This is a genomic window from Aeromonas sp. R5-4 (assembly GCF_040908215.1).
GTDB lineage: Bacteria > Pseudomonadota > Gammaproteobacteria > Enterobacterales > Aeromonadaceae > Aeromonas > Aeromonas veronii.
This window is the reverse complement of sequence record NZ_JBFODG010000001.1, coordinates 231530-254338: the sequence shown is the minus strand read 5'-3', so window position 1 is coordinate 254338 and position 22809 is coordinate 231530. Positions and strand designations below refer to the sequence as shown.

The following is a 22809-nucleotide window of genomic DNA, read 5'->3' as shown; positions in this document are numbered from 1 at the left end:
CTCTGCCATCCCATCGTAAAAGCCGCCTTCGGGCGGTTTTTTATATCTATTGCGGATAGCCATTATTGATAGATGAGTAAGATATTGATCTTGTTCAATAACTTGAGCTGTCAGCGCCAATCGTGACATAGTCCCTCTTTATGGTCATAAAACAGGCAAGGAGAGTGTCATGTTGCGCAAACCTCTGGGGCTGGCTGTCGCCCTTGCCCTGCTGGCCGGTTGTGCCAGTGACAACGGCTTTCACTACACCCCGCCAGCCCAGACCCTGATCGCGCCGGAAGCCGCCAGTGGCTGGACCGACAAACAGGGCTGGCAGGGCCATGACTTCATGGTGGCGGCCGCCAACCCGCTGGCGGTGGATGCGGGCTACCAGATCATCAAGGCCGGTGGCAGTGCCGTCGATGCCGCCATTGCGGTGCAGCTGGTGCTGACGCTGGTGGAGCCGCAATCCTCCGGGATCGGTGGCGGGACGCTGCTGCTGGTGTGGGATGGCCACAAGGTGAGTGCAGTGGATGGCCGCGAGACGGCGCCGGCTGCCGCCACCGACCAGCTGTTTATGCAAGAGGGCAAGCCGCTGGCGTTTTATGACGGGGTGGTCGGGGGCCGCTCGGTCGGCGTTCCCGGCACCTTGCGCGCCCTGGCGCTGGCCCATCAGCGTTATGGCAAGCTGCCCTGGGCTGCGCTGTTCGAGCCCGCCATCACGCTGGCAGAACAAGGATTTGTGATAAGTCCACGGCTGGCCACATTGCTGGCCAAGGATCCCTATCTGGCACGGGATCCGCAGGCGCGAGCCTACTTCTATCAGGCGGATGGCAGCCCCAAAACGGCGGGCACCCGGCTGACCAACCCGGCGTTGGCCAAGGTGCTGCGCACTCTGGCCACAGAGGGGGCGGATGCCTTCTATCGGGGGCCGCTGGCGGATGCCATGGTGGCCAAGGTACGCCAACATCCCACCAATCCCGGGGTACTGGCGGCCACCGATCTGGCCAGCTATCAGGCCAAACTGCGGGATGGCCTCTGCTTTGACTATCGCCAGAGCAAGATCTGCGGCTTTCCCACTCCCTCGTCCGGCACCCTGGCGCTCGGCCAGATTTTCGGCATGCTGGAGAGCCGCGATATGGCGGCCCTCAAGCCGATCACCACGAAGGAGGGGGGACTGGCTGCTTCCAGCGAGGCCATCCACCTCTACAGTGAAGCGGCGCGTCTGGCCTTCGCCGATCGCAACCAGTACGTCGCAGACAGCGATTTTGTCAGCGTGCCGGTGCAGGGGTTGCTGGACAAGGGCTATCTGGCCGAACGCGGCAAGCTTGTCGGTCAGCTCTCCATGGGGATTGCCAAGCCCGGTACGCCGCCACTGGCGCTGGCGCGCGGCAAGGATGCGACTCCGGAACTCCCCTCTACCAGCCATGTCTCGATCGTCGACAAGGCGGGGATGGCCATCTCCATGACCAGCTCCATCGAGGATGGTTTCGGATCGCGTCAGATGGTCAACGGCTACCTGCTCAACAACCAGCTCACCGATTTCTCCTTCACCTCGGTGGATGCCGCAGGTCTGTCGGTGGCAAACCGGGTGGAGCCGGGCAAGCGGCCCCGCTCCTCCATGTCACCCCTGCTGGTGTTTGACAAGCCAAGCGGCGAGCTGACCATGACGCTGGGCTCGCCGGGGGGCTCCGCCATCATCAACTACGTGGGCAAGACCCTGCTCGGCACCCAAGATTGGGGCCTGAACCTGCAACAGGTCATCAACCTGCCCAACTTTGGCAGCCGCAACGGTCCCACCGAGCTGGAAGCGGGACGCACCCCCATGTCGGTGGTCGAGGGGCTGAAGGCGAGGGGACATGAGGTGGTACTGAACGAGCAGACCTCCGGCCTGCAGGGGGTTGAGCGCAATGGCGGTGGCTGGTTTGGCGCAGCGGATCCGCGCCGGGAAGGGATCGCCAAGGGGGAGTGAGGTTCCCATAGCAACAAGGCCAGCATGATGCTGGCCTTGTTGCTGATGGTGCGCTTATTGGATGCCCAACAGCTCCACGTCAAAGATCAGGACTGATCCCGGCGGGATTTTGCCAGCGGCACGGTCGCCGTAGGCGAGGTTGGCGGGGATGTAGAAACGGGTCTTCTCACCTTCCACCATCAGCTGTACCCCTTCGGTCCAGCCAGCGATCACCTGATTGAGGCCAAACTCGATGGGCTCGCCACGGGCGACCGAGCTGTCAAAGACTGTGCCGTCCAGCAGCTTGCCCTCGTAGTGCACCTTCACCTTGCTGGTGGCGGTGGGGTGAACGGTGCCGGTGCCCGGGGTCAGCACTTCGTACTGCAGGCCGGAGGCGGTGGTGGTCACCAGCGGCTTCTCCTTGTTGCTGGCGAGGAACTCGGCGCCAATCCGCACGTTGTCAGCCGCCAGCTTCTTGTTGTTGCTGCTGGAGTAGAAGTAGTAGGCCACACCGGCGATGAGCAGCGCGATCAGTATGAATTTCATCGGTTTTTCCTGTTCCATGAAATGTAAAAAGTGCAATGAGGGCGCCATCTTATCGCGCACCGCCCCTGATGGCGAGCCACAGGGCGGGAGGATGTGAGCGGGCAGGCAAAGCTCGGAGACGCAGACGCAAAAAGGGGCGAGTCGGTGACTCGCCCCTCGTCATGGCGGCGGCGCTTACTTGGCGGCCACCATCATCAGGGCGGGCAGGGCGAAGAAGAGACCCGTCACATAACCCAGAGCCAGCAGCTTGTTCTCGCTGCCTACCCGGGCCAGCCCCTCGGCGGCGCGCACCGGCAGGTCGCGCAGGAAGGGGATGCCATAGATGATGACCACGGCAAAGAGGTTGAACAGCACGTGGACCAGTGCGATGGTCAGGGCCAGCTGGGCACCGGCTCCGCTGATGGCGGTGGCTGCCAGCAGGGCGGTGATGGTGGTCCCGATATTGGCCCCCAGGGTGAAGGGGTAGAGCTGACGGGTGCTGAACACGCCGCCGCCGGCCAGCGGGATCATCAGGCTGGTGGTGGTGGAGGAGGACTGCACCATGATGGTCACCAGCGCACCTGATGTGATGCCGGTCAGCGGGCCACGGCCCAGCGCCTTGTGCAGCACCTCTTTGGCACGGCCAACCAGTACCTGTTGCAGCACTTTGCCGAGATAAGTGACGCAGGCGAGGATCAGCAGGATACCGATGACGATAGTGGCGATGGCGGCACCCTTGCCCGGCAGGAAGGCGACGGCGCTGTCAATCAGCTGCTGGGCCGGTGCGGTCAGCGGCTTCATGAAGTCCATGCCCTTCATCGACATGTTGGCGGAGCCTACCAGCAGGTTGGCCAGCCACTCGGCGCTGTGTTGCAGCAGGCCGAACATCAGCTCCAGCGGCAGGAAGATGAACACCGCCAGCAGGTTGAAGAAGTCGTGCACGGTGGCGGCGGCGAAGGCGCGGCGGAACTCGGCGCGATCCCGCACATGGCCCATGGAGACGATGGTGTTGGTGATGGTGGTGCCGAGGTTGGCACCCATCACCATGGGGATGGCCATGCTGATGGGCAGGCCGCCAGCCACCAGACCGACGATCACCGAGGTGACGGTGCTGGAGGATTGCACCAGCGCGGTAGCGAGAATACCCAGCAGCAGGGCGACAAAGGGGTTGTTGGCAAAGGCGAAGATCTGGGCTGCGCCCTCGGCGCCGCCGGAGAAATCTTTGAAGCCGTGGGAGATGGCGCCCACGGCAACCAGGATCAGGTAGACCAGTACGATGACACTCATCCAGTTGAACAGGGCGCGGGTCGCGGGCGGCTGTGACAAGGAGTGATGGTGTTGCATAAAGCCTCTTGAGACGGTCGTTCCGTCTTGGGTTGTTGATGACCCGCGCATTTAATCAATGGTTAATGACAGAAATATGACAACGTGACATTTCGATGATGTTTTTATGACGACGAACTGCGGCGACAGGCGCTGACCGAGCCGGTTGGCTCTGGGGTGGCAAAAGGGGGGACGAAGGCACTGCCGCCTTGCCAGCCGGAATGTGATCGCTACACTGCGCCCCTTTATTGGCAAGCAGGAGTAAACAAGATGATGCGTGCATGGATCCTCTCTCTGTCGCTGGGGCTGCTCTCGGCAGGGGCACAGGCCAGCCTGTTGAAAACCGACTGCAACCTCGACAAGGCCCTCAAAAACGAAGCGGTAAATGCCACTCTGGGGGTCAAGGGCAACTGTGATACCAGCAAGCTGGTGAAGCAGGAGAAAGAGAAGGTGAAAGCCGAGGTGCAAAAAGGCCGCACCGACCTGCTGGGCGAGAAGCGTGCCGAGCTCAAGGAGAGCGGCAACGGTATGCAGCAGAAGATGGACAAGGCAAACCAGCAGCTGCACAAGGCGGAGCAGGATGCCAAGACCATCGCTCGCGATCCGCTCAAGGCTGCGGCGACCGCCGTACTGGATAAGCAGTAAGCAGATCGGGCCCAAGCCCGTGTGACCGGCCACAGACCGGCAGCAAAAAGGGGAGCCATGGCTCCCCTTTTGTTATGCGCTATCCGCAGACGATCAGGCGTCGGCCGCCTCTTCGTACTGGCGGAACGGGATACGGAACACCGCCAGACGCAGGAACAGATAGGTCACGCCGAGGCCAGCCCAGATCAGGCCAAGCTCGAGGGAGCTCTGCTCCAGGTTGATCCACAGAGCACCGATGGTGGCGGCACCGAGCAGCGGCATCAGCAGATAGACGATGTGGTCCTTGAGGGTCTTGTTGCGCTTCTCGCGCACCCAGAACTGACCGATCACCGACAGGTTGACGAAGCTGAATGCCACCAGCGCACCGAAGTTGACCAGCGCCAGCGCGGTATCCAGATCAAACGACACGGCGGAGAGGGCCAGACCTCCCACCATCAGCACGTTGATGGCCGGAGTACGATATTTCGGGTGGATATAGCCAAACACCCGCTCCGGGATCATCCGGTCACGCCCCATCACGTAGAGGATGCGCGAGACACCGGCGTGAGCCGCCATGCCGGAGGCCAGTACCGCGACCGTGGTGCAGACCAGAACCACGGATTGGAAGAAGGTGCCGCCAACGTAGAGAGCGATCTCCGGCAGTACCGCATCCGGATGCTGGAAGCGGGCGAGGCTCGGGAAGTAGAGCTGCAGGCAGTAAGAGACCACCACGAAGATGATGCCGCCGATAAGGGCAGTCAGCACGATCGCCTTGGGGATCACCTTGCCGGCATTCGGAGTCTCTTCGGAGAGGGAGCTCAGACCGTCAAAGCCCAGGAACGAGAAGCAGAGAATGGTCGCACCGGTAAAGAGCGGTACCAGCTGTGCGGACTCGAAGTGGAACGGACGGCTGCTCATCAGGGTGCCAGCCCCTTCACCGTGGTAGATGCCCCACGCCATCAGGCCGATAAAGAGGGTGATGATGGCCAGCTGGATCACCACGATCAGACCGTTGAAGTTGGCCACCAGATTGATGCCGCGCAGGTTCAGGAAGGTCATCACGGTCACCAGACCGAAGATGAACACCCAGGGCTCGACGCCCGGGAACATGGCGGTCAGGTAGATCTTGGCCAGCAGGATGTTGATCATCGGCATGAACATGTAGTCGAGCAGGGATGACCAGCCGACCATGAAACCGACGTAGGGGTTGAACACCTTCTGGGCATAGGTATAGGCAGAACCCGCAGAGGGGAACTTGCGTACCAGATGTCCGTAGCTGAAAGCGGTGAGCAGGATGCCACCCAGAGCCAGCAGATAGGCGGTGGCGACCCGGCCATCGGTGATGTCACCGACGATGGCGAAGGTGTCGAAGACAGCCATGGGGGTCAGATAGGCCAGACCCATCACAATCACTTGTGTCAGGGTAAGGGTCTTGAGCAGCTTGGCGTTTTGCGATGCCATTACGCTTTCTCCTCAATCAGTGCCGCAGCACGTGCTTGCAACGAGCGCAGGGATACGATGGATTCGCAAGCCTGTACATCAAGGGCGCCGGGGAGGCGCATACCGGGCTGTACCGGCAGGAAAGCATTAAAACGCCCCATTGTTATCCTCTCAACGTCGGGAGATTGTTTGGCAATCTCGAATATCACTTCCGGAAACGTTCCGGCCTCTTGTGGTGGGTTTGTACTGCACTTCAAAAATACAAAAACCGATGTCGCAGTGAACATCGGTCCTTTATTGGCGGCGTATTGTGCATTCGGTCAGCCCCCTTGACAAGCAAAAAAGGGCGGATTAACGCATTTTTTTGCATACGCACGAGGCAGGTAAGTGGTCACTCGCCCCCTGCAGCCGTCCCCGAGCCGCTCCCCCTTTTTCGGGGGGGAAGAGAACCCTGTCGTGGCGTATGAAAAATCGGCAAATCGGGGCTGCAGGGTGCATAGCGCCTCAACATTGATCCTGATCATATTTGGCGGCGTTCCCCCGGGCTCGAGTCCTGCGAGCTTATCGGCTGGCGGGGCATGGGAGGGGGTGAAGTGGAAAAAGATCTATTGCATATCCATTCACATTAATGACTGAGGATAGGGGGCGACGCGGCTCGGGCCATGGCACGGCGAGCGGTCCGGCTGGGTAGTTATTTGAAATCAGTCACACTTCCTGCAGAAACCGCATTTCTGGCAACCCGTGCTGCTGGCCACCAGAGCACTGCAAAAACAACAAGGAGCCCGCAGGCTCCTTGTTCGCTATCGGGGGGAGAGGCGCCAGCGGTTACTGGGCGATCTCCACCTTGTCGGCGGTATGCAGCGGGATGCGGAACACGGTAAGGCGCAGGAACAGGTAGATGGCCCCCAGCGCCGCCCAGATCAGCCCTAGCTCGAAGGAGGAGGGCTCGAGGTTGAGCCACAGTACCCCGATGCAGGCGGCGCCACAGAGCGGCAGCAGCAGGTACATCAGGTGGTCCTTGAGACACTTGTTGCGGCCCAGCTTCACATAGAAGTGGGCAATCACCGCCAGATTGACGAAGGTGAAGGCCACCAGGGCGCCAAAGTTGATCAGCGCCAGCGCCATCTCCAGATCCAGCGACACCGCAGAGAGGGCCAGCAGGCCGACCAGCAGCACGTTGAACGCCGGGGTCTGCCACTTCGGATGGATGTAACCGAAGAAGCGGGCAGGCAGGGCGCGATCACGACCCATCACGTAGAGCAGGCGCGATACACCGGCGTGGGAGGCGAGCCCCGAGGCCAGCACCGCTACTGTGGTGCAGACCAGCACCACCGCTTGGAACAGCTTGCCGCCGACATAGAGGGCGATCTCCGGCAGTACCGCATCCGGATGCTGGAAGCGGGAGATGTCCGGGAAGTAGAGCTGCAGGAAGTAGGAGGTAGTGACGAACAGCACACCGCCGATCAGCGCCGTCAGCACGATGGCGCGGGGGATCACCCGATCGGCGTCCGGGGTCTCTTCCGACAGGGTACTGATGGCGTCAAAACCGAGGAACGACAGACAGAGGATGGAGGCCCCCATCAGCAGCGGCGACACCTGGATCTGCTCGGAGAAGAAGGGACGGCTGCTGGCCACGGTCCCCAACCCTTCACCATTGTGAACGCCCCAGGCGATCAGGCCGATGAAGATGGCGATGATGCTGAACTGCATCACCACGATCAGACTGTTGAAGTTGGCCACCAGCTTGATGCCGCGTAGGTTGAGGGCGGTCATCACCGCCGCCAGACCGAAGATATAGGTCCAGGGCTCTACGTTCGGGAAGAGGGCTTCCAGATAGATCTTGGCCAGCAGCATGTTGATCATCGGCATGAACATGTAGTCGAGCAGGGAGGTCCAGCCCACCATAAAGCCGACATAGGGGTGAAACACCTTCTGGGCATAGGTATAGGCGGAGCCGGCTGACGGGAACTTGCGTACCAGATGGCCGTAGCTCAGGGCAGTGAACAGCATGCCGATGAGGGCAAACAGGTAGGCGGTCGGCACATGGCCTTCGGTGATCTCGGTAACGATGCCGAAGGTGTCGAACACCGCCATGGGGGTGAGGTACGCCAGTCCCATAACCACGACCTGCCACAGTTTGAGGGTCTTTTTCAGACCAACCTGCTGGGCCGCCATTATGCATGTTCCTCATGCAGTGCCAGAGTGGCACGGTCCATCAACGAAACCGGGAGAGAGGCCCGGGAATCAAGGGCGCCAGGGCGGCGCACACCGGCCATGGCCGGTTGGAAAGCATTGAGATGCCCCATGTTGTTCCTCACTAGACTTGGTGTCGGGAGACTGCTGCCAATCTCGCTATCTTTTCCGGGGGTGATCCGGCCTCGTTTATGGGTGTGTTCACTGTCTAAAAAAGAACCGATGCCATTGTTTTACATCGGTTCTTTCAGTGGCGGCGCATTGTGCATTTGCAGGGCCCCCTTGACAAGAAAAAAAGGGGGCAAAATTGCATTTATTTGCACAGGTAAGTGGTCACTTTCCTGCTGGTCAGGCCAGCACGGCCTCCAGTGATTTTTCAAGGAGTTGCAGCCCCTCGTCAATCACTGCCGCAGGGGCTGTCAGGGGGGCGAGAAAACGGATGACATTTGCGCGCACCCCGCATGAGAGCAGGACCAGACCGCGTTTGCCCGCCTCGGCCACCAGTCGCTTGGTGAGGTCGGGATCGGGCTGGCTGGCATCACGGCGTTTCACCAGCTCCATGGCCACCATGGCGCCGGGGCCGCGAATTTGACCTATGCAGTCAAAACGCTCGGCTATGCGTTCCAGCCCCGCCTTGATCTGCTCCCCCTGATCCAGCGCTTTCTGGTTGAGTTTCTCCTCGTCGATCACCTGCAAGACCGCCAGCGCGGCGGCGCAGGCGATGGGGGAACCGGCATAGGTGCCACCCAGACCACCCGGTTTGGCCGAGTTCATGATCTCCGCCTTGCCCACCACGGCGGAGAGGGGGAAGCCGCCAGCCAGACTCTTGGCCAGGGTCATGATGTCCGGCTCGATGCCGGCATATTCGGTGGCGAAGGTTTTGCCGGTGCGGCAAAAACCGCTCTGGATCTCGTCGCAGATCAGCAGAATGCCGTGCTGGTCGCAGACGCTGCGCAGCTTCTGCATAAAGCTTGGGGAGGCGGGATAGAAGCCCCCTTCCCCCTGCACCGGTTCGATGATGATGGCGGCTACCCGGCTCGGCTCGATATCTGCACTGAAGCAGAGCTCGAGGGCGTGCAGGGCATCCTCTTCACTCACCCCGAGATAGTCGGCGGGGAAGGGGATGTGGTAGACCTCGCCCGGGAAGGGGCCAAAGCCGGTCTTGTAGGGGACCACCTTGCCGGTGAGCGCCATGCCCATCATGGTGCGGCCGTGAAAGCCCCCTTTGAAGGCGATGGTGCCGCTGCGACCGGTGTGGGCACGGGCAATCTTGATGGCGTTCTCGACCGCCTCGGCACCGGTGGAGAGAAACAGGGTGCGCTTCGGCGTCGGGCCTGGCACCAGGGCGTTGAGCTTTTCGGCAAGCTCGATATAGCCGGGGTAGGGGGTGACCTGAAAGCAGGTGTGGCTGAATTTTTCCAGCTGTTCGCGCACCGCCGCCACTACTTTGGGGTGGTTGTGGCCGGTATTGAGCACGGCGATGCCGGAGGCAAAGTCGATGTAGCGGTTGCCCTCCACATCCCACAGCTCGGCATTTTGCGCACGGTCGATAAAGACCGGCAGCAGGGTGCCAACGCCGTTGACCACGGACGCTTCGCGGCGCGCTTGCCACGCCTTGTTTGATTCTGACTGACTCATCTTTCCTCCCTGAGGGGCCGCAGCCCCCGATATTCCCTGAAAATGTGGCAGGCGTTTTGGCGCCCCTCACCGCCGATCAGCCCATCGGGCCAGATCGGCGGCGCCTTGTCTCTCTGTTGCTGCCCTAGCGAATGGCGCCAAAGCAGAGGTATTTGGTCTCCAGATACTCCTGCAGCCCCTCGGCGGCCCCTTCCCGGCCCAGACCCGACTCCTTGATGCCGCCAAAGGGGGCCAGCTCGGTTGAGATGATCCCCTCGTTGATGCCGACCATGCCGTATTCAAGCTGCTCGGCGACGCGCCACACCCGGGCGATATCGCGGCCATAGAAGTAGGCGGCCAGGCCATAAGGGGTGTCGTTGGCAATGGCGATGGCCTCGGCTTCCGTCTCGAAGCGCACCAGCGGCGCGACCGGGCCGAAGATCTCCTCCTGCAGGATGGGGTTGGTTTTATCCACCTTGCCCAAAATGGTGGGGCGGTAGAAGAGGGGGCCGGCGGGGTGAGCTTCGCCCCCCAGCAGTACTTCGGCACCGGCGGCGACCGATTGCTGCACCAGCTCGGCCACCTTGCTGGCGGCGGCGGGGTTGATGAGCGGGCCGATCTGGGTGCCCTCCGCCATGCCATCACCCACCTTGAAGGCGCTGACGGCAGCGGTCAGCTTCTCGGCGAAGGCATCGTAGACGCTGGCCTGCACCAGAATCCGGTTGGCGCAGACGCAGGTCTGCCCGGCGTTGCGGTATTTGGAGGCGAGCGCCCCTGCCACGGCGGCGTCGAGGTCGGCATCGTCAAAGACGATAAAGGGGGCGTTGCCACCCAGCTCCAGCGACAGCTTCTTCATGGTGTCGGCGCACTGGCGCATCAGCAGCTTGCCGATGCGGGTAGAGCCGGTGAAGGAGAGCTTGCGCACCACCGGGTTGCTGCACAGCTCGTTGCCCACCGCGCTCGCCTGATGACTGGTGACGATATTGATGACACCAGCGGGGATGCCCGCCTGCTCGGCAAGCAGCGCCAGTGCCAGCGCGCAGAGCGGCGTTTCTGCGGCGGGCTTGATGACGATAGTGCAACCCGCTGCCAGCGCCGGGCCCGCCTTGCGGGTGATCATGGCAATGGGGAAGTTCCACGGAGTGATGGCGGCGACCACGCCCACCGGCTGCTTGATGGTGGCCAATCGGCGATCGCCGCTAAAACCCGGGATGGTGCGGCCATAGGCGCGCTTGCCCTCCTCGGCGAACCACTGGATAAAGCTGGCGCCATAGGCCACTTCCCCTTTGGCTTCCGCCAGCGGCTTGCCCTGCTCGCAGGTCATGATGCGGGCCAGCTCGTCGCTGTGGGCTGTGATGGCGGCAAACCAGGCGTAGAGCTTGTTGCTGCGCTCCTTGGCGGTCAGCGCTGCCCAGGCGGGTTGCGCCGCGTGGGCGGCCGCGATGGCGCGGCGGGTATCCTCGGCATCCATGTCGGGCACCTGGGTAATGACGGCACCGCTGGCGGGGTTGGTGACCTCGAAGGTGCAGCCGCTGGCGGCCTCGCACCACTGTCCATCTATATAGGCGCGGGATGTGATCAAGCTGGAGTGGGATGTTGTTCCTGACATGAGAAGCCTCGAGTGTGGGTCAGAGCAGCTGGTTGCCGGAGTGAGCCGACCCTTCCTGCGCCGCTGCCGTATAAAATAATAAGCACAGGAAGACCATAATTTGAGCTGAAATGTTTTTCAAGTGTTAAATATATTTGAATTGCTGGGGGGCGCTATGCTAGAAAATGGGCTGTATAGCGCGCTTTCTCCGGTTCGCTTGCAGGCTGTAAGTGGGCAAACGACCGGGAGATGGTAAATCAGGTGTGCAAAATAATGAACGGCTGTGCTGTGTAACATAGTGAACGGCAAGGGAAAGCTGGTCGGCTATTTTAACCAGCAGGGTAAACAGGCAGCGCCTGATCCGATGCGATCACGCGCAAGCAGGAGAGGCTGATGATGCAAGGATGCAGACATGGCGCAGCAGGGGGCCTTTCATGAGCGGGCCACAGAGCAGTGAGAGCGAGGCTCGTCTGCAGCTGGTGCCGCAGAGTGGTGCCCGTACCATGGGCGAGCGGTTGGCGGCAGTGCGCCACCAGCTGGGGCTCTCCCAGCGGCGGGCTGCGGAGCTGAGCGGCCTGACCCACGGCGCCATCTGCATGATAGAGCAGGACAAGGTGAGCCCCTCGGTGGCGTCGTTGCAAAAGCTGCTCACCGTCTATGGCCTGCCGCTGTCGCGCTTTTTCGCCGAGGAGGAGAGCCGCCCCTGCAGTGTGGTGATCAAGGCTGAACAGCTTATCGAGCTGGGCAGTCAGGGGGTCTCGATGAAGCTGGTGCACAACGGCAACAACCGCCGCCAGCTCGGCTTTATGCTGGAGACCTATCCCCCCGGCACCGACACCGGCGGGCAGGTCAAGCATCAGGGAGAGGAGGTCGGCACAGTGCTGGAGGGGTCGGTGACCCTGACGGTGGCAGGCCAGAGCTATCAACTCGAAGCGGGCGACAGCTATGTGATCGACACCGGCGAGCCCCACAGCTTCAGCAATCCGTCGGGGCAGACCTGTCGCATCGTCAGCGCCCACACCCCGGCGAGCTTTTAATCCTGACAGTAGTTTGGCAACAGAACCGGTAAGGAAACAGGGATCATGACCGAACATGTAAACAGTTACTACGCAGCCAGCGCCAATAAACATGCGCCCTACCCGACATTGACCGAACAGCTGGAGTGCGATGTCTGCGTCATCGGGGCGGGTTATACTGGCCTCTCCAGCGCCCTGCATCTGGTCGAGAAGGGCTACAAGGTGGTGGTGCTGGAGGCCGCACGAGTCGGCTTTGGCGCCAGCGGCCGCAACGGCGGCCAGATCGTCAACTCCTACAGCCGCGACATTGACACCATAGAAGCGAACTGCCCGCCGGATCAGGCCAGGCTGCTCGGTTCCATGCTGTTTGAGGGGGGCCAAATCATCCGCGAGCGGATCAAGCGCTATAACATCCAGTGCGATCTGCAGGAGGGCGGCGTCTTTGCCGCCGAGACCGAGAAGCAGCTGCACGAGCTCAAGGCGCAGAAGGCGCGCTGGGAGAAGTGGGGCAATGAGCAGCTGGAGCTGCTCGATGCCAAGGGGGTACGCGAGGTGGTGGCGAGCGATCGCTATGTCGGCGCCCTGCTCGACAAGAGCGGTGGCCATATTCACCCTCTCAATCTGGCGCTGGGGGAGGCGGAAGCGATCCGCATCCAGGGGGGGCATATCTTCGAGCAGTCCGCCGTCACCAGCATTACTCCGGGTCAGCCGGCGCTGGTCAAGACCGCCAAAGGGGCGGTGAAGGCGCGCTTTATCGTGGTGGCTGGCAATGCCTACCTCGGCAATCTGGTGCCGGAACTGGCCAGCAAGAGCATGCCTTGCGGCACCCAGGTGATCGCCACCGAAGTGCTGGGAGAGGAGCGGGCCCGTTCACTCTTGCCGCAGAACTACTGTCTGGAGGATTGCAACTACCTGCTCGACTACTACCGCACCTCCGGCGATCACCGGTTGATCTATGGCGGCGGGGTGGTCTATGGCGCGCGGGATCCGGCGGATATCGAGCGGCTGATCATCCCCAAGATGCTCAAGACTTTCCCGCAGCTGGCCGACGTCAAGGTGGAGTACACCTGGACCGGCAACTTCCTGCTCACCCTGTCGCGCCTGCCGCAGTTTGGCCGCATCGGCCCCAACATCTACTACATGCAGGGCTACAGCGGCCACGGCGTCACCTGTACCCATCTGGCGGGCAAGCTGCTCTCCGAAGTGCTGAGCGGTCAGGCGGAGCGCTTCGATGCGTTTGCCAAACTGCCGCACTACCCCTTCCCTGGTGGCCGGTTGTTCCGCATCCCCTTCACCGCCGCGGGCGCCGCCTGGTACACCCTGCGCGACCGCTTGGGGGTATAAGAGTTGCTCTGCGAGAAATGTGTGCTGGTGGTCGCCGCTTAGATAACGCTGACGCCAGCACCAATACCGGAAACAACAAGGCCACCGCGAGGGTGGCCTTGTTGTTTATCATGCAGTAGCGCGCTGATTAGCTGTAGAAGGCTTCAACGGTACCCTTGAGTTTGATCAGGATGGGCTGACCACGGCGATCCAGCGCCTTGGGGGAGGGGATCTTCACCCAACCTTCGCTGATGCAGTACTCCTCGACATCGGTGCGCTCTTTGCCGTTCAGGCGAATACCGATCGGGTGCTCGAAGCAGGCGGCCACATAGTGAGGGCTGCGGGGATTGCAGGAGAGGTGATCCGGCAGAGCCGGTTTGGTGCTGGTATCGCTCATCGATATAACCCGAAATGAATAAAAAGTGGGTCATTGTAGAGAATGCCGTCATGGCATTCAAGGCGGCCACAAAACAGGCAAAGCGTGCTCGCCATCGCTATGGGCGACCCGCTTAACCCCGTTGCCAATGCATCACCAACTCGGGGTGGCCGCTATGCTCGCACAACTGCTGCTCACCCTCTTTGAAACCGTTGCGGGAATAGAAGCGCCGCGCCTGCTCATTTTCGGCGTAGACCGTCAACTCGAGTCGGTCATATTGGGCTTTGAGGTATTCGAGCAGTTGGCGACCCAGCCCGTGTGATTGGTGATCTGGGGAGATAAACAGGGCGGCAACAGACCTCTGATACCAGGAGATAAAGCCCAGCAACTGTTTTCCCTCCTCATAGACCCAGCTCTTGCTGGCGGGCAGGTAGATATCGCGCATCGCTGCCCGTTGCTCACGCCAAAAGGCGGCGGGAATAAAGTCGTGGGCTTGTGCCGATACAACAACCATGTATGCATCGCAGCAAGCCGCACAAATAAATTTCGCCTTTGAACGCGGAGAACTCACCACATTCAAAACTAAAAACCACTGTCCCCCGATGAGCCAATGCTCAGGTTGCTATCCATTCGTGCATTCTTGGCATATTTTTTAATCGCCACCGAGAACAAAGCTCGGCATTCATCACGTTTTTGCTTATTACTGAATACAATCTTCTGCGAGCCAAAATTGCCACTGATATTAATAGAAAAACATTTTTTCTTGCGCTTAGAGCCAACCTGGAATATTTCGTTATCGATGCGATAGATATCTGATATAGAAACAGTCTTTCGTTGCCAGGAATTACGAAACTTCCTGCAAAACAAGTAATCAAACACTGAATTTTCCATATCTTGCGCACAAAAGCTAACGCGAGCTGACTTTCCAAACTCGAAAATGACGGCTGGCTGGTGTACTCGCCAAACCCGGATAAAAGAAATGATGAATACAACTAAAATTAAAAACGAAGGAATAGCCAGCAACTCAATACCCAATATAGGGAAATGCATTTTTATCTGTTTTCCCACAACATAAAAAACAATCGCGGCTAAAAGTGACACCTCAAGAGCGATACTCCACGCCATATCCAATGCATAACTCACATCGTAGATAGCCTGCACATCCGCATGAGTATCATCCATCCATTCGGATTGCATTGATGTTTCTAAATCACGTTCAGGATTTGCTGGCTGAGTAACTTTTGAAGTATCTCCACCGCATTGGGCTGATAACTTAGCGCATGCGGCCTGTAATGTTTGCTCCCCGATCTGTTCAATGAGACTGGTTGTGATTTTAATCGAGCGTTGGAATAACTCATCACTCATAAACAACATCCTCAGCCATCAAAACAGAAAGCTGTTTTAGTGATGGCTTTTCTACCTTCGATAAGCGATTTGCTTGTTGCTGCATGCTTCGCTCAAATAACTGCCGAACCACTCTGGCATTACCAAAATTAGTCTCTGCATCACTGATCAGCTGTTTCATACAGGCAAATACTTTCAACAGCACAGCTTGGTCAATAATCAATTTATTGTCTTGGCACATTTTATAAAAAACCTTGGTCAGATCACGAGCCGAATAATCTTTGAACAGTAACTCGCGAGAAAAGCGCGAGCGCAAGCCAGGATTACTCTCAATAAAGGTATGCATTTCTTCTGGATAGCCCGCAACGATCACTACGATGTCGTCTCTATGATCTTCCATTAGCTTTAATAGGGTATCAACCGCCTCTTGGCCATAGTTATCATCACCATCATCTGAGCGAACCAAGGTATAAGCTTCATCGATAAACAATACCCCACCCAGCGCTTGTTCAAAGATAGCATGAACTTGTGAGGCTGTCTGGCCAAGAAAATGGGCAACCAGACCAGCCCGATCGACTTCAACCACATGCCCTGAACGCAATAAGCCGATCTCTTTATAAATAGCACCAATCAGTCGAGCGACCGTCGTTTTACCCGTTCCAGGGTTACCGACAAATGACAAATGCAATGAGAACGGAGGGGTCGGTAAACCCGCGGCTTTTCTATGCATCAAATAGCGAGCCAGATTGGTTAGATTACGCACTTCCTCTTTTACTTCGGCCAAGCCGATTAAACCATCAAGCTGTCCTTGAGGATTTTTAATTTTATTAGCTAATACCCGTTTTACTGGGATGTCATCCTCGCTCTGTGCATCCTCATGCAACGCATTATTCGAGGGCTCATCAGAAGAGCTCGATAAATCATTTTCATCTATGAACTCAGCCGGGCATCCCATTCCTAGTGCAACACGAATAGGCCTCAGTAATGACTCAATTCGTCGGATATCCGCCAACGAGCGATCACCATCCCAAGCACAGGCAGTATTGAGCAAAATATCCAGATACGGATACATTTGCTGACCAGCCCCGGCCTCTATGCGTTCCGCCAGCAGAATAAAAGCTGGCGGAATCGTTGGCTCAAAACCTGCAGAATTGGCACCAGATCCAGACAAGCGATCGATCAACTCAATGGTCAGGTTCAGACCCGTCAATTGGTTGATAAATTTCTTATCCGCCAGTTTGATTCGGCTTGGGCCTGTCATCACATAATCCAGAGCTGGCAACAGCCAGGCCACCAACATGGTCAATAGTGATGGAGTAACAGGGGGCTCGTTATCAAAAGGGCGAACCATGATGTCTCTGCAACACATAGACACCAGGTTAGTCATAGCCTGTTTGGCTTGAATGAGTAGTTGATCATTCATCTTGGTAATTTACCCATTTTTCCAATTTTTCTATCAAAGCTGTTCTTCTACCAACAGAATCTCCAATCAAAGAACCACATAGTTCCTTGATATCACTCTCTGATAGCTCAAGAGTTTTAAAAAGCAGATCCAAATTACAAACGAATGGCTCGTCCACAAGTGAAAACAGAATGTCCGCACTAGACTTCCATGATTTTGGTTTAAAATATGGAATATTTGTTTCACAAAGGACCTTTAGTTTGAACAGGTTATCTCTTGACTTGAACATACGTTCAAGGTGATGCTGAACTCTATAGTAGCGTTCAAATTCTTCATCATTGTCTTCTTTAATTAGAGGCACATCCAAACCTCTAAGCCAAGAATCAATATTGTTAATTATATATTCGCGTACGCCTTTATGTTCAACTCCAAGGTGTTGGGCCATCCCCTTAATAATCCAGGTATCAAGATTTTTAAGAAGATTTTCAGGTGTGGCATTATTAGAATCAGAATCGCCCCATGACTGTTTTAAGTGTTCTTTCAATAGATCGATTAATACAGACTGAGGCAAAATATTGCTTAATGAATCCATCAGGGATTGAGCTAACTCTTCCTCACCTTTTTTATAAGAAAAATCAAGATACGCTTTTAACAAGAGATTATGCTTTGTTTCTAACCAAGACATCAGCTTGTTCATATTGGTTTCAAAGTTTTCATGATTAAAAGCAATTGCATTGAGACTCTTGATAGCTCCCAACCCATTAGGTATAACTTCAGGGAAGCGATCAACGCCATTCACAAAAACGGGGATGATATTCTTTTTATACTGCAAGGCAAATTTTACTTCCGTTTGCACCCATTCAGAATCTAATGTCCCTGGTGCCAAGATCAATAAGAAGTTTTTTGAGTTTTTTATGTTGGACTGAATGCTTTTTTCATAATCACCATGAGATAATGTTTCAGCGTCCATAAACGCACTAATTTCTCTAGATTTTAGTACCTCATAAAGCAATCTAGCGACAGTGGCTCCACCTTCTCGACGATAGCTTATGAATACATCTAAAACATTGTTTTTTATAGCCATGACAAATTCCTTATGCAATATTTACTTCGAATTCATTAGTTCTATTCATTTGCAGCCAAGCCGCATTTTCATATAGCGCTTCCCAGCCTAAGGTTTTTAATAACTCTTGGGCCAAGGATTCATCACCTTGAGCAATCGCCCGCGCAATTTGTTGCTCTGCATAATTGAATATTGCTGCTGCACGCTCATAGCGCGATACATTTTCTTCGAATCCCATTTGGCTCATAAAGGCTTTGGCTAAGGCTGAGACTACAAAAGACATACCGGAGATCAAGACCATGATATTCAGCCACAGACCATCCAATTCCAACAAATCAGCCGCCAAAGTGACAATAGTCATCCCAATGGCACAACCGAACGTCATCAATACCGCTTTATTCCATTTGTTTATTTTCGCCAGATCTCTGTTCTTCGCTTTATCGAAGTATTTAGCCTGATCTGCAACCCATGCCTGCTTTACCCATGATACATCGGGTTTTGCCGACAACTCGGTCACCATCATCAAATTTCGAATCGACTGAGATATCCAATCCACATCTCCCAGTCGATTGGTACGGTAATAATCAGAGGCTACATATTTCAGGCCCAATGCGCACCAGAAAAATTGCACACGCAAACCTTCAGCCAATACACGCCACTCAATAAATTGCTCTTCACGTGGCATCTTTCCCTTAAAAAAGAAACGGAATGCACACCAAGCCACTACGGCCAGCGTAATATGGCCAGCGAGCCAGAACCAACGCATATCGGGTCCAGAGTAGACCTGCTGACAAAAAATTGAAATCAGGGCTACCAGAGTGATCCATCGAATTGATGATTCACGCTGTTTTTGCCGCTTGATTGCCAACGCATCTGCCGCAGCATATATATCCAGAAGGTGGGTGCAGTTTTGCTGCAACTGTTCAGGTACAGAGCCGGATAATAGCCACTCTTTGCTTTGGGCAAGTTGTTGACCCGTGATCTCTTGGGCTGCATGACGATTGAAATCATCTATCTCCTGCATCACGGGATAGGGGTCCACCGGTTGACTACGCGCGCCCGCCCAGGTAGCTACCAACTCCGGCTTCACAATCGGGTTTCCGAGTTGTGCGTGCTTTAGTCGTCGTGTCCAGAGATGCTCTACCGGGGTCTTTTCCGGCGCGGTCAATAACACGTCCTCGTTGACCTTGATGCCCTGCTCACTCATCTGCACCACATCGGCCGTGCCGCCCGGCAATATAGCCATGGAGCCATCCGCGGTTGGCTGCTCACAAACACCATCCCACAGGGCAACAATCAGTTGGCAATGGCGCACCAGAAACCGGGCCAGATAGACATAGCCATCATCACGCACGGAAGGTGGTTGTAGATTGGCCTGAAGCACGGTCGCAAGCGCTAACAACCGATGAAACTCAGCTTTGGACTCCTCAGAGACGAAATCCTCTAGGTATGACGCCTCTGGCATCGGCAGCACGGCAACCAGTTCCAGCCCAGCTTCTAATGCTGCATAGGCGGCGACCCGGTCAGCCCCTTCGGCCAAGCCACTGAGCAACTTGATGGTACTATTGGGATGCAACGCTTTGAGTCTGGTAAATCGCTCACAGAGCCTCAGCTTGAGTTGAGGGAGATCCTCAGCAGGTATGTCCCTGTGCCCAGAAACACCGATATGAATGGGAATAACAGGTTTCACTCTGACTCCTGAGAATAAAGCTTTTATCTGGGGAAGATTTCCAGCATGACGTTGACCTCAACGTCATGATTGATCCAGGGGTTAATATATCGATAGCCGTAGCGGTTCGACTGAGGCCGACGACTCAAAACTGCGTTCCAGCAGCTGGCCACCGGTAATTCATAAGCCGGATCGAGCAGATAGATAAACTGGCCACACTGCCCTATCGCTAGGGTCCAGTGGTTCAAGCCATCGTTCTTGCGGGAGGTCACATCGACAATGACAGGGTGCTGATCGGCCAGGGCTTGGCTCAATTGAGACAAAACTGCCGACGGAGAATCGGCATAGGTACGAGTAGCCAGATTGGGATAGACGGCGAACATCGCCTCGAGCTGCTCGATGGTGGTGCCCTGAGTCACCATGGGGTCATGTAAGCGTTCGATTTCACGAAATAACCGACCAATCCGGGTACGGTAGTCGAGCCGATTCATGGCAGGTAGCGAGCTCGAATCCAGCACATTCAGTGCCAGTAGAGCCATCACCACGCAGTAGGGGCCACATGCGCCATCCAGATCACCTTGGCGCAGATGAACGGCACCACCATTGGCATTGGTTAGGCAGCCATCAGCATCCAATCCCAATCCATCGATTAATTCGATATTCATCAAAGCAATCCTTGCGCACTGCACTAATATAATCTGCGGATTGAACGAGGCGAGGCTACCAAATCGGGAATGTCTCTAATTTGCCAACGCCGTTAACCCATTACAGAACTCAGCCACACTCAGATCATTAGGGGGAGCGGGCGTTGCAGCAACAACTGAGCGATAGCTGCCCCTAACGGAGCATGATGCTGCCTCCGATGATGTCGCTCAGGTTTATTTTTGCCATCATGCCTGCTACTACCTTGTTAGTAAAAAATTAGCCTTATCATCATACGCAACCCCTTATTGCATCCGTAGTTTAGGGTGTTTACTCAGTCGAGTCATATCGATATTCGTCACCCTTCTGACAGCGAATGCTCATGGTGTGGCTCCGGAAGCAGTTTTGTGCCGCGCCACCATGATACCGATTGAAGCCGGTGGTGGAAGGGCTGCGGGGTGATAATCAGTGCCGGATCAATAAATTAAAACAACTTGGGTGGCAGAAACCACAAGGCCCCCGAGGTCGGGGGCCTTGTGGTAGGGCATCACTTGTAAGGCTGAGCAGGGCAATGCCAATCAGGGAAGGTCCAGGGTAAAGCGGGCGCCGCCGAGGGGAGATTCATCGACCCGGATCTGGCCGCCGTAGCTGTGGACGATTTCGGTCACCACCGCCAGACCTATGCCCTGACCGGGTGAACTGTCTGCCCGCACGCCGCGCTGGAAGATCTGCTCCGATTTGGCCGGGTCGATACCCGGGCCATCATCTTCCACTTCGATACGCAGCCGCTCGAGATGGCGGCGCACCGTCACCTTCACTTCGCTGATGGCAAACTTGCAGGCGTTGTCGAGCAGGTTGCCCATCAGCTCCATCAGGTCGCCCTGTTCGCCGTGGAAGAGGGCGTCATCATCGAACTTGAAGTGGGTTTGCAGCTTCTTGTGGCGATAGACCTTGGTCAGGCTGGCCAGCAGTTTTTCAATCAGCGGTACCGGCTCGGTACCCTTGCTGGCAAGGCGCTGGCGGCCGGTCACGGCTCGTCTGAGCTGATACTGGATCATCTGATCCATGGTGAGGATTTGCTCGTTGATGTTGTCGTGGATCTCCCGCCCCAGCTTCACTTCGCGGGTGGTGATCTGGATCAGCGCCAGCCGGGTTTTCAGGCTGTGGGCGAGATCGTTGAGGGCGTGCTGGTAGCGCTGGGTCTGCTGGCGTTCGTTTTCCAGCAGCTGGTTGATGGAGTCGGTCAACGGGGCCAGCTCCCGCTCAAAATCGCTCGAGAGGTCATCGCGCTTGCCGGCCCGGATATCGTCGATCTGACGGGCGATGGTGCGCAGTGAGCTGAGGCTCCAGAAGGTGGTGAGCAGCAGCAGCCCGGCCAGCAGCATATAGGCGAGCAGCGCCTGTTTGGCGGTCTGGTAGAGGTAGGTGCGGGACTCTTCGTGGTAGCGTTTGGCCGAGTCGATCATCACCACGTAGTAGGCGGTGGTGCCGCTGCCGGGATTGCGGATAAACCGCAGGCTGTAGACGAAGTAGCTCTCGCCGTTCTTGATGGTGTGCTTCTTGAAGAAGTAGTCGAGATCCATCCCCCCCAGATACTTCATCAGATCGCCGCAGATGGTCTGTTTGGCCTTGATCACCTCCGGCATATGGAGGCTCGACCAGACCAGATCGCCATCGGCGCGGCAGATCAGGGTATCGAGGTTGCGATCCCCCGCACCACGGGATATCCGCCCCAGCTCGACGTTCGACCCCTTGTCATCCGGCTCGGTGGAGGAAAACAACTTGGCCAGGTTCTCCTGCATCCGGGCGCTGGCCTTCTGGGTCTGCTCCTCGACGTGGCCGAGGTAGAGGGCGTAGACGGCAAACCCCATGATCAGCGCGATGACCAGCAGCGAGCTGAGCAGCAGTTTGATGTGCAGTGAGCTGCGGATCATCTTGATGGGGCGCGGTAGATGAAACTGCATCAGTTACAGGAGAGGTTGAAGATGTAACCCTGACGCCGGATGGTGGAGATGGGTTGAATCGTCCCTTCCGGATCCAGCTTCTTGCGCAGGCGGCTCACCATTACCTCGATGGTGTTGGGGTCCCCTTCGCCGTCGCCGTAGAGCTGGTCGAGCAGTTGCTGCTTGGAGACCACCTGACGGGCGTTGCGCATCAGGTACTCCAGAATGAGGTATTCAAAGCTGGTGAGCACCGCCACTTCTCCGGCGATGGTCAGCTCCTTGCGGGAGAGATCCAGCTCGTAATCACCGGCCTTCACCTTGGGCGAGATAAAACCGGCGCTGCGGCGCACCAGCGCATTGAGTCGGGCCAGCAGCTCATCTTTCTGGAACGGTTTGACCAGATAGTCATCAGCACCTGCTTCCAGTCCTTCGACCTTGTCCTGCCAGTTGCCACGGGCGGTCAGCACAATGATGGGGAAGGGGATCTGCCGTTCGCGCAGTTGCCGGATCAGTTGCAGGCCGTCCATATCGGGCAGACCGAGGTCGATGATGGCCACATCAATGGGATAGTCGGCGGCGTAGTGCAGTGCAATCCCGGCCTGGTCGGTGCTGTAGACCTGATTGTCGGCTTCGGTCAGCAGAGAGGAGAGGTGGTGATTGAGCAGCTTGTCGTCTTCGACCAACAGAATTTTCATGATGTGAGCGGTCATAGGGATCCAGGCTGTCAATTAGAAAGTGTATGTCGCTTCGAGTCAATTCGAATCCTAATGCATCCCGGCTGTATCGGGACT

General features: G+C 57.0%; 20 protein-coding genes. 4 read left to right on the top strand and 16 right to left on the bottom strand.

The annotated features are described in order from the left end of the window. Nucleotides 1-169 precede the first annotated feature (169 nt). Nucleotides 170-1951, top strand: a complete 1782-nt coding sequence (ggt, locus tag AB5Y83_RS01115; RefSeq protein ID WP_368174545.1) for a gamma-glutamyltransferase — start codon at nt 170-172, stop codon at nt 1949-1951. A gap of 54 nt (nt 1952-2005) precedes the next feature. Here ggt and AB5Y83_RS01110 read toward each other — a convergent pair whose 3' ends face one another. Beyond that, nucleotides 2006-2476: an FKBP-type peptidyl-prolyl cis-trans isomerase gene (locus tag AB5Y83_RS01110; RefSeq protein WP_005347462.1), complete on the bottom strand. Its 471-nt coding sequence runs from the start codon at nt 2474-2476 to the stop codon at nt 2006-2008. Nucleotides 2477-2650: 174 nt separating this feature from the next. Continuing rightward, nucleotides 2651-3799, bottom strand: coding sequence for a sodium:phosphate symporter (locus tag AB5Y83_RS01105; RefSeq protein WP_005359054.1), 1149 nt, complete (start codon nt 3797-3799; stop codon nt 2651-2653). A 249-nt stretch (nt 3800-4048) separates the two neighbouring features. Here AB5Y83_RS01105 and AB5Y83_RS01100 point away from each other — a divergent pair, with 249 nt between their 5' ends. After that, nucleotides 4049-4423 (top strand): hypothetical protein, encoded by a 375-nt coding sequence (locus AB5Y83_RS01100; protein ID WP_302245337.1) that lies wholly within the window; start codon nt 4049-4051, stop codon nt 4421-4423. Between the two features lie 93 nt (nt 4424-4516). Here the strand turns inward: AB5Y83_RS01100 and AB5Y83_RS01095 are convergent, their stop codons facing one another. From AB5Y83_RS01095 to AB5Y83_RS01075, 5 genes are all read right to left on the bottom strand, one after another. Then, a complete protein-coding gene (locus AB5Y83_RS01095) occupies nt 4517-5863 on the bottom strand; it encodes an APC family permease (protein WP_216953175.1) in 1347 nt (448 codons plus the stop codon). Further along, nucleotides 5863-6003, bottom strand: coding sequence for a hypothetical protein (locus AB5Y83_RS01090; protein WP_005338239.1), 141 nt, complete (start codon nt 6001-6003; stop codon nt 5863-5865). The genes AB5Y83_RS01095 and AB5Y83_RS01090 overlap by 1 nt, the downstream gene beginning before the upstream one ends. 664 nt (nt 6004-6667) lie before the next feature. Further along, nucleotides 6668-8017: an APC family permease gene (locus tag AB5Y83_RS01085; protein ID WP_005359067.1), complete on the bottom strand. Its 1350-nt coding sequence runs from the start codon at nt 8015-8017 to the stop codon at nt 6668-6670. Nucleotides 8018-8383: 366 nt separating this feature from the next. Then, nucleotides 8384-9673, bottom strand: coding sequence for a 4-aminobutyrate--2-oxoglutarate transaminase (gene gabT, locus AB5Y83_RS01080; RefSeq protein WP_265784204.1), 1290 nt, complete (start codon nt 9671-9673; stop codon nt 8384-8386). Between the two features lie 124 nt (nt 9674-9797). After that, a complete protein-coding gene (locus AB5Y83_RS01075) occupies nt 9798-11261 on the bottom strand; it encodes an NAD-dependent succinate-semialdehyde dehydrogenase (RefSeq protein ID WP_368174544.1) in 1464 nt (487 codons plus the stop codon). A 413-nt stretch (nt 11262-11674) separates the two neighbouring features. Here AB5Y83_RS01075 and puuR point away from each other — a divergent pair, with 413 nt between their 5' ends. Together puuR and AB5Y83_RS01065 are read left to right on the top strand one after the other, a co-directional pair. Beyond that, nucleotides 11675-12277, top strand: a complete 603-nt coding sequence (puuR, locus tag AB5Y83_RS01070; protein WP_041208438.1) for an HTH-type transcriptional regulator PuuR — start codon at nt 11675-11677, stop codon at nt 12275-12277. Nucleotides 12278-12322: 45 nt separating this feature from the next. Next, nucleotides 12323-13600 carry an NAD(P)/FAD-dependent oxidoreductase gene (locus AB5Y83_RS01065; RefSeq protein WP_368174543.1) on the top strand — a complete coding sequence of 426 codons (1278 nt, stop codon included), beginning with the start codon at nt 12323-12325 and terminating at the stop codon, nt 13598-13600. Nucleotides 13601-13727: 127 nt separating this feature from the next. Here AB5Y83_RS01065 and AB5Y83_RS01060 read toward each other — a convergent pair whose 3' ends face one another. The 9 genes from AB5Y83_RS01060 to AB5Y83_RS01020 all read right to left on the bottom strand — a co-directional run bounded on the left by AB5Y83_RS01060 (nt 13728) and on the right by AB5Y83_RS01020 (nt 22713). Beyond that, nucleotides 13728-13976, bottom strand: coding sequence for a DUF3297 family protein (locus AB5Y83_RS01060; protein WP_005338226.1), 249 nt, complete (start codon nt 13974-13976; stop codon nt 13728-13730). 112 nt (nt 13977-14088) lie between these two features. After that, the gene (locus AB5Y83_RS01055) at nt 14089-14469 is read right to left on the bottom strand and encodes a GNAT family N-acetyltransferase (RefSeq protein WP_368174542.1); all 381 of its coding nucleotides are present in this window, start codon (nt 14467-14469) and stop codon (nt 14089-14091) included. 68 nt (nt 14470-14537) lie between these two features. Then, the gene (locus AB5Y83_RS01050) at nt 14538-15320 is read right to left on the bottom strand and encodes a hypothetical protein (RefSeq protein ID WP_368174541.1); all 783 of its coding nucleotides are present in this window, start codon (nt 15318-15320) and stop codon (nt 14538-14540) included. Then, on the bottom strand, nt 15313-16722 hold the full coding sequence (locus AB5Y83_RS01045) for an AAA family ATPase (protein ID WP_368174540.1): 1410 nt from the start codon (nt 16720-16722) through the stop codon (nt 15313-15315). The genes AB5Y83_RS01050 and AB5Y83_RS01045 overlap by 8 nt, the downstream gene beginning before the upstream one ends. After that, on the bottom strand, nt 16715-17785 hold the full coding sequence (locus tag AB5Y83_RS01040) for a toll/interleukin-1 receptor domain-containing protein (RefSeq protein WP_279489066.1): 1071 nt from the start codon (nt 17783-17785) through the stop codon (nt 16715-16717). The genes AB5Y83_RS01045 and AB5Y83_RS01040 overlap by 8 nt, the downstream gene beginning before the upstream one ends. A gap of 10 nt (nt 17786-17795) precedes the next feature. Then, nucleotides 17796-19454 carry a hypothetical protein gene (locus tag AB5Y83_RS01035; protein ID WP_368174539.1) on the bottom strand — a complete coding sequence of 553 codons (1659 nt, stop codon included), beginning with the start codon at nt 19452-19454 and terminating at the stop codon, nt 17796-17798. A 23-nt stretch (nt 19455-19477) separates the two neighbouring features. After that, nucleotides 19478-20098 (bottom strand): hypothetical protein, encoded by a 621-nt coding sequence (locus AB5Y83_RS01030; RefSeq protein WP_279489068.1) that lies wholly within the window; start codon nt 20096-20098, stop codon nt 19478-19480. Between the two features lie 555 nt (nt 20099-20653). Then, nucleotides 20654-22039, bottom strand: coding sequence for an ATP-binding protein (locus tag AB5Y83_RS01025; protein WP_005338217.1), 1386 nt, complete (start codon nt 22037-22039; stop codon nt 20654-20656). Next, nucleotides 22039-22713, bottom strand: coding sequence for a response regulator transcription factor (locus AB5Y83_RS01020; RefSeq protein WP_040066247.1), 675 nt, complete (start codon nt 22711-22713; stop codon nt 22039-22041). Before AB5Y83_RS01020 ends, AB5Y83_RS01025 begins: the two co-directional genes overlap by 1 nt. Between the last annotated feature and the right edge of the window lie 96 nt (nt 22714-22809).

Bases quoted from the DNA above. Each gene is read 5' to 3' on its own strand.
- AB5Y83_RS01110 (WP_005347462.1), bottom strand. From the start codon at position 2,476: ATGAAATTCATACTGATCGCGCTGCTCATCGCCGGTGTGGCCTACTAC.
- AB5Y83_RS01075 (WP_368174544.1), bottom strand. From the start codon at position 11,261: ATGTCAGGAACAACATCCCACTCCAGCTTGATCACATCCCGCGCCTAT.
- AB5Y83_RS01105 (WP_005359054.1), bottom strand. From the start codon at position 3,799: ATGCAACACCATCACTCCTTGTCACAGCCGCCCGCGACCCGCGCCCTG.
- AB5Y83_RS01060 (WP_005338226.1), bottom strand. From the start codon at position 13,976: ATGAGCGATACCAGCACCAAACCGGCTCTGCCGGATCACCTCTCCTGC.
- AB5Y83_RS01050 (WP_368174541.1), bottom strand. From the start codon at position 15,320: ATGAGTGATGAGTTATTCCAACGCTCGATTAAAATCACAACCAGTCTC.
- AB5Y83_RS01090 (WP_005338239.1), bottom strand. From the start codon at position 6,003: ATGGGGCGTTTTAATGCTTTCCTGCCGGTACAGCCCGGTATGCGCCTC.
- gabT (WP_265784204.1), bottom strand. From the start codon at position 9,673: ATGAGTCAGTCAGAATCAAACAAGGCGTGGCAAGCGCGCCGCGAAGCG.
- AB5Y83_RS01045 (WP_368174540.1), bottom strand. From the start codon at position 16,722: ATGAATGATCAACTACTCATTCAAGCCAAACAGGCTATGACTAACCTG.
- AB5Y83_RS01030 (WP_279489068.1), bottom strand. From the start codon at position 20,098: ATGAATATCGAATTAATCGATGGATTGGGATTGGATGCTGATGGCTGC.
- ggt (WP_368174545.1), top strand. From the start codon at position 170: ATGTTGCGCAAACCTCTGGGGCTGGCTGTCGCCCTTGCCCTGCTGGCC.
- AB5Y83_RS01100 (WP_302245337.1), top strand. From the start codon at position 4,049: ATGATGCGTGCATGGATCCTCTCTCTGTCGCTGGGGCTGCTCTCGGCA.
- AB5Y83_RS01095 (WP_216953175.1), bottom strand. From the start codon at position 5,863: ATGGCATCGCAAAACGCCAAGCTGCTCAAGACCCTTACCCTGACACAA.
- AB5Y83_RS01055 (WP_368174542.1), bottom strand. From the start codon at position 14,469: ATGGTTGTTGTATCGGCACAAGCCCACGACTTTATTCCCGCCGCCTTT.
- AB5Y83_RS01085 (WP_005359067.1), bottom strand. From the start codon at position 8,017: ATGGCGGCCCAGCAGGTTGGTCTGAAAAAGACCCTCAAACTGTGGCAG.
- AB5Y83_RS01065 (WP_368174543.1), top strand. From the start codon at position 12,323: ATGACCGAACATGTAAACAGTTACTACGCAGCCAGCGCCAATAAACAT.
- AB5Y83_RS01020 (WP_040066247.1), bottom strand. From the start codon at position 22,713: ATGAAAATTCTGTTGGTCGAAGACGACAAGCTGCTCAATCACCACCTC.
- puuR (WP_041208438.1), top strand. From the start codon at position 11,675: ATGAGCGGGCCACAGAGCAGTGAGAGCGAGGCTCGTCTGCAGCTGGTG.
- AB5Y83_RS01025 (WP_005338217.1), bottom strand. From the start codon at position 22,039: ATGCAGTTTCATCTACCGCGCCCCATCAAGATGATCCGCAGCTCACTG.
- AB5Y83_RS01040 (WP_279489066.1), bottom strand. From the start codon at position 17,785: ATGGCTATAAAAAACAATGTTTTAGATGTATTCATAAGCTATCGTCGA.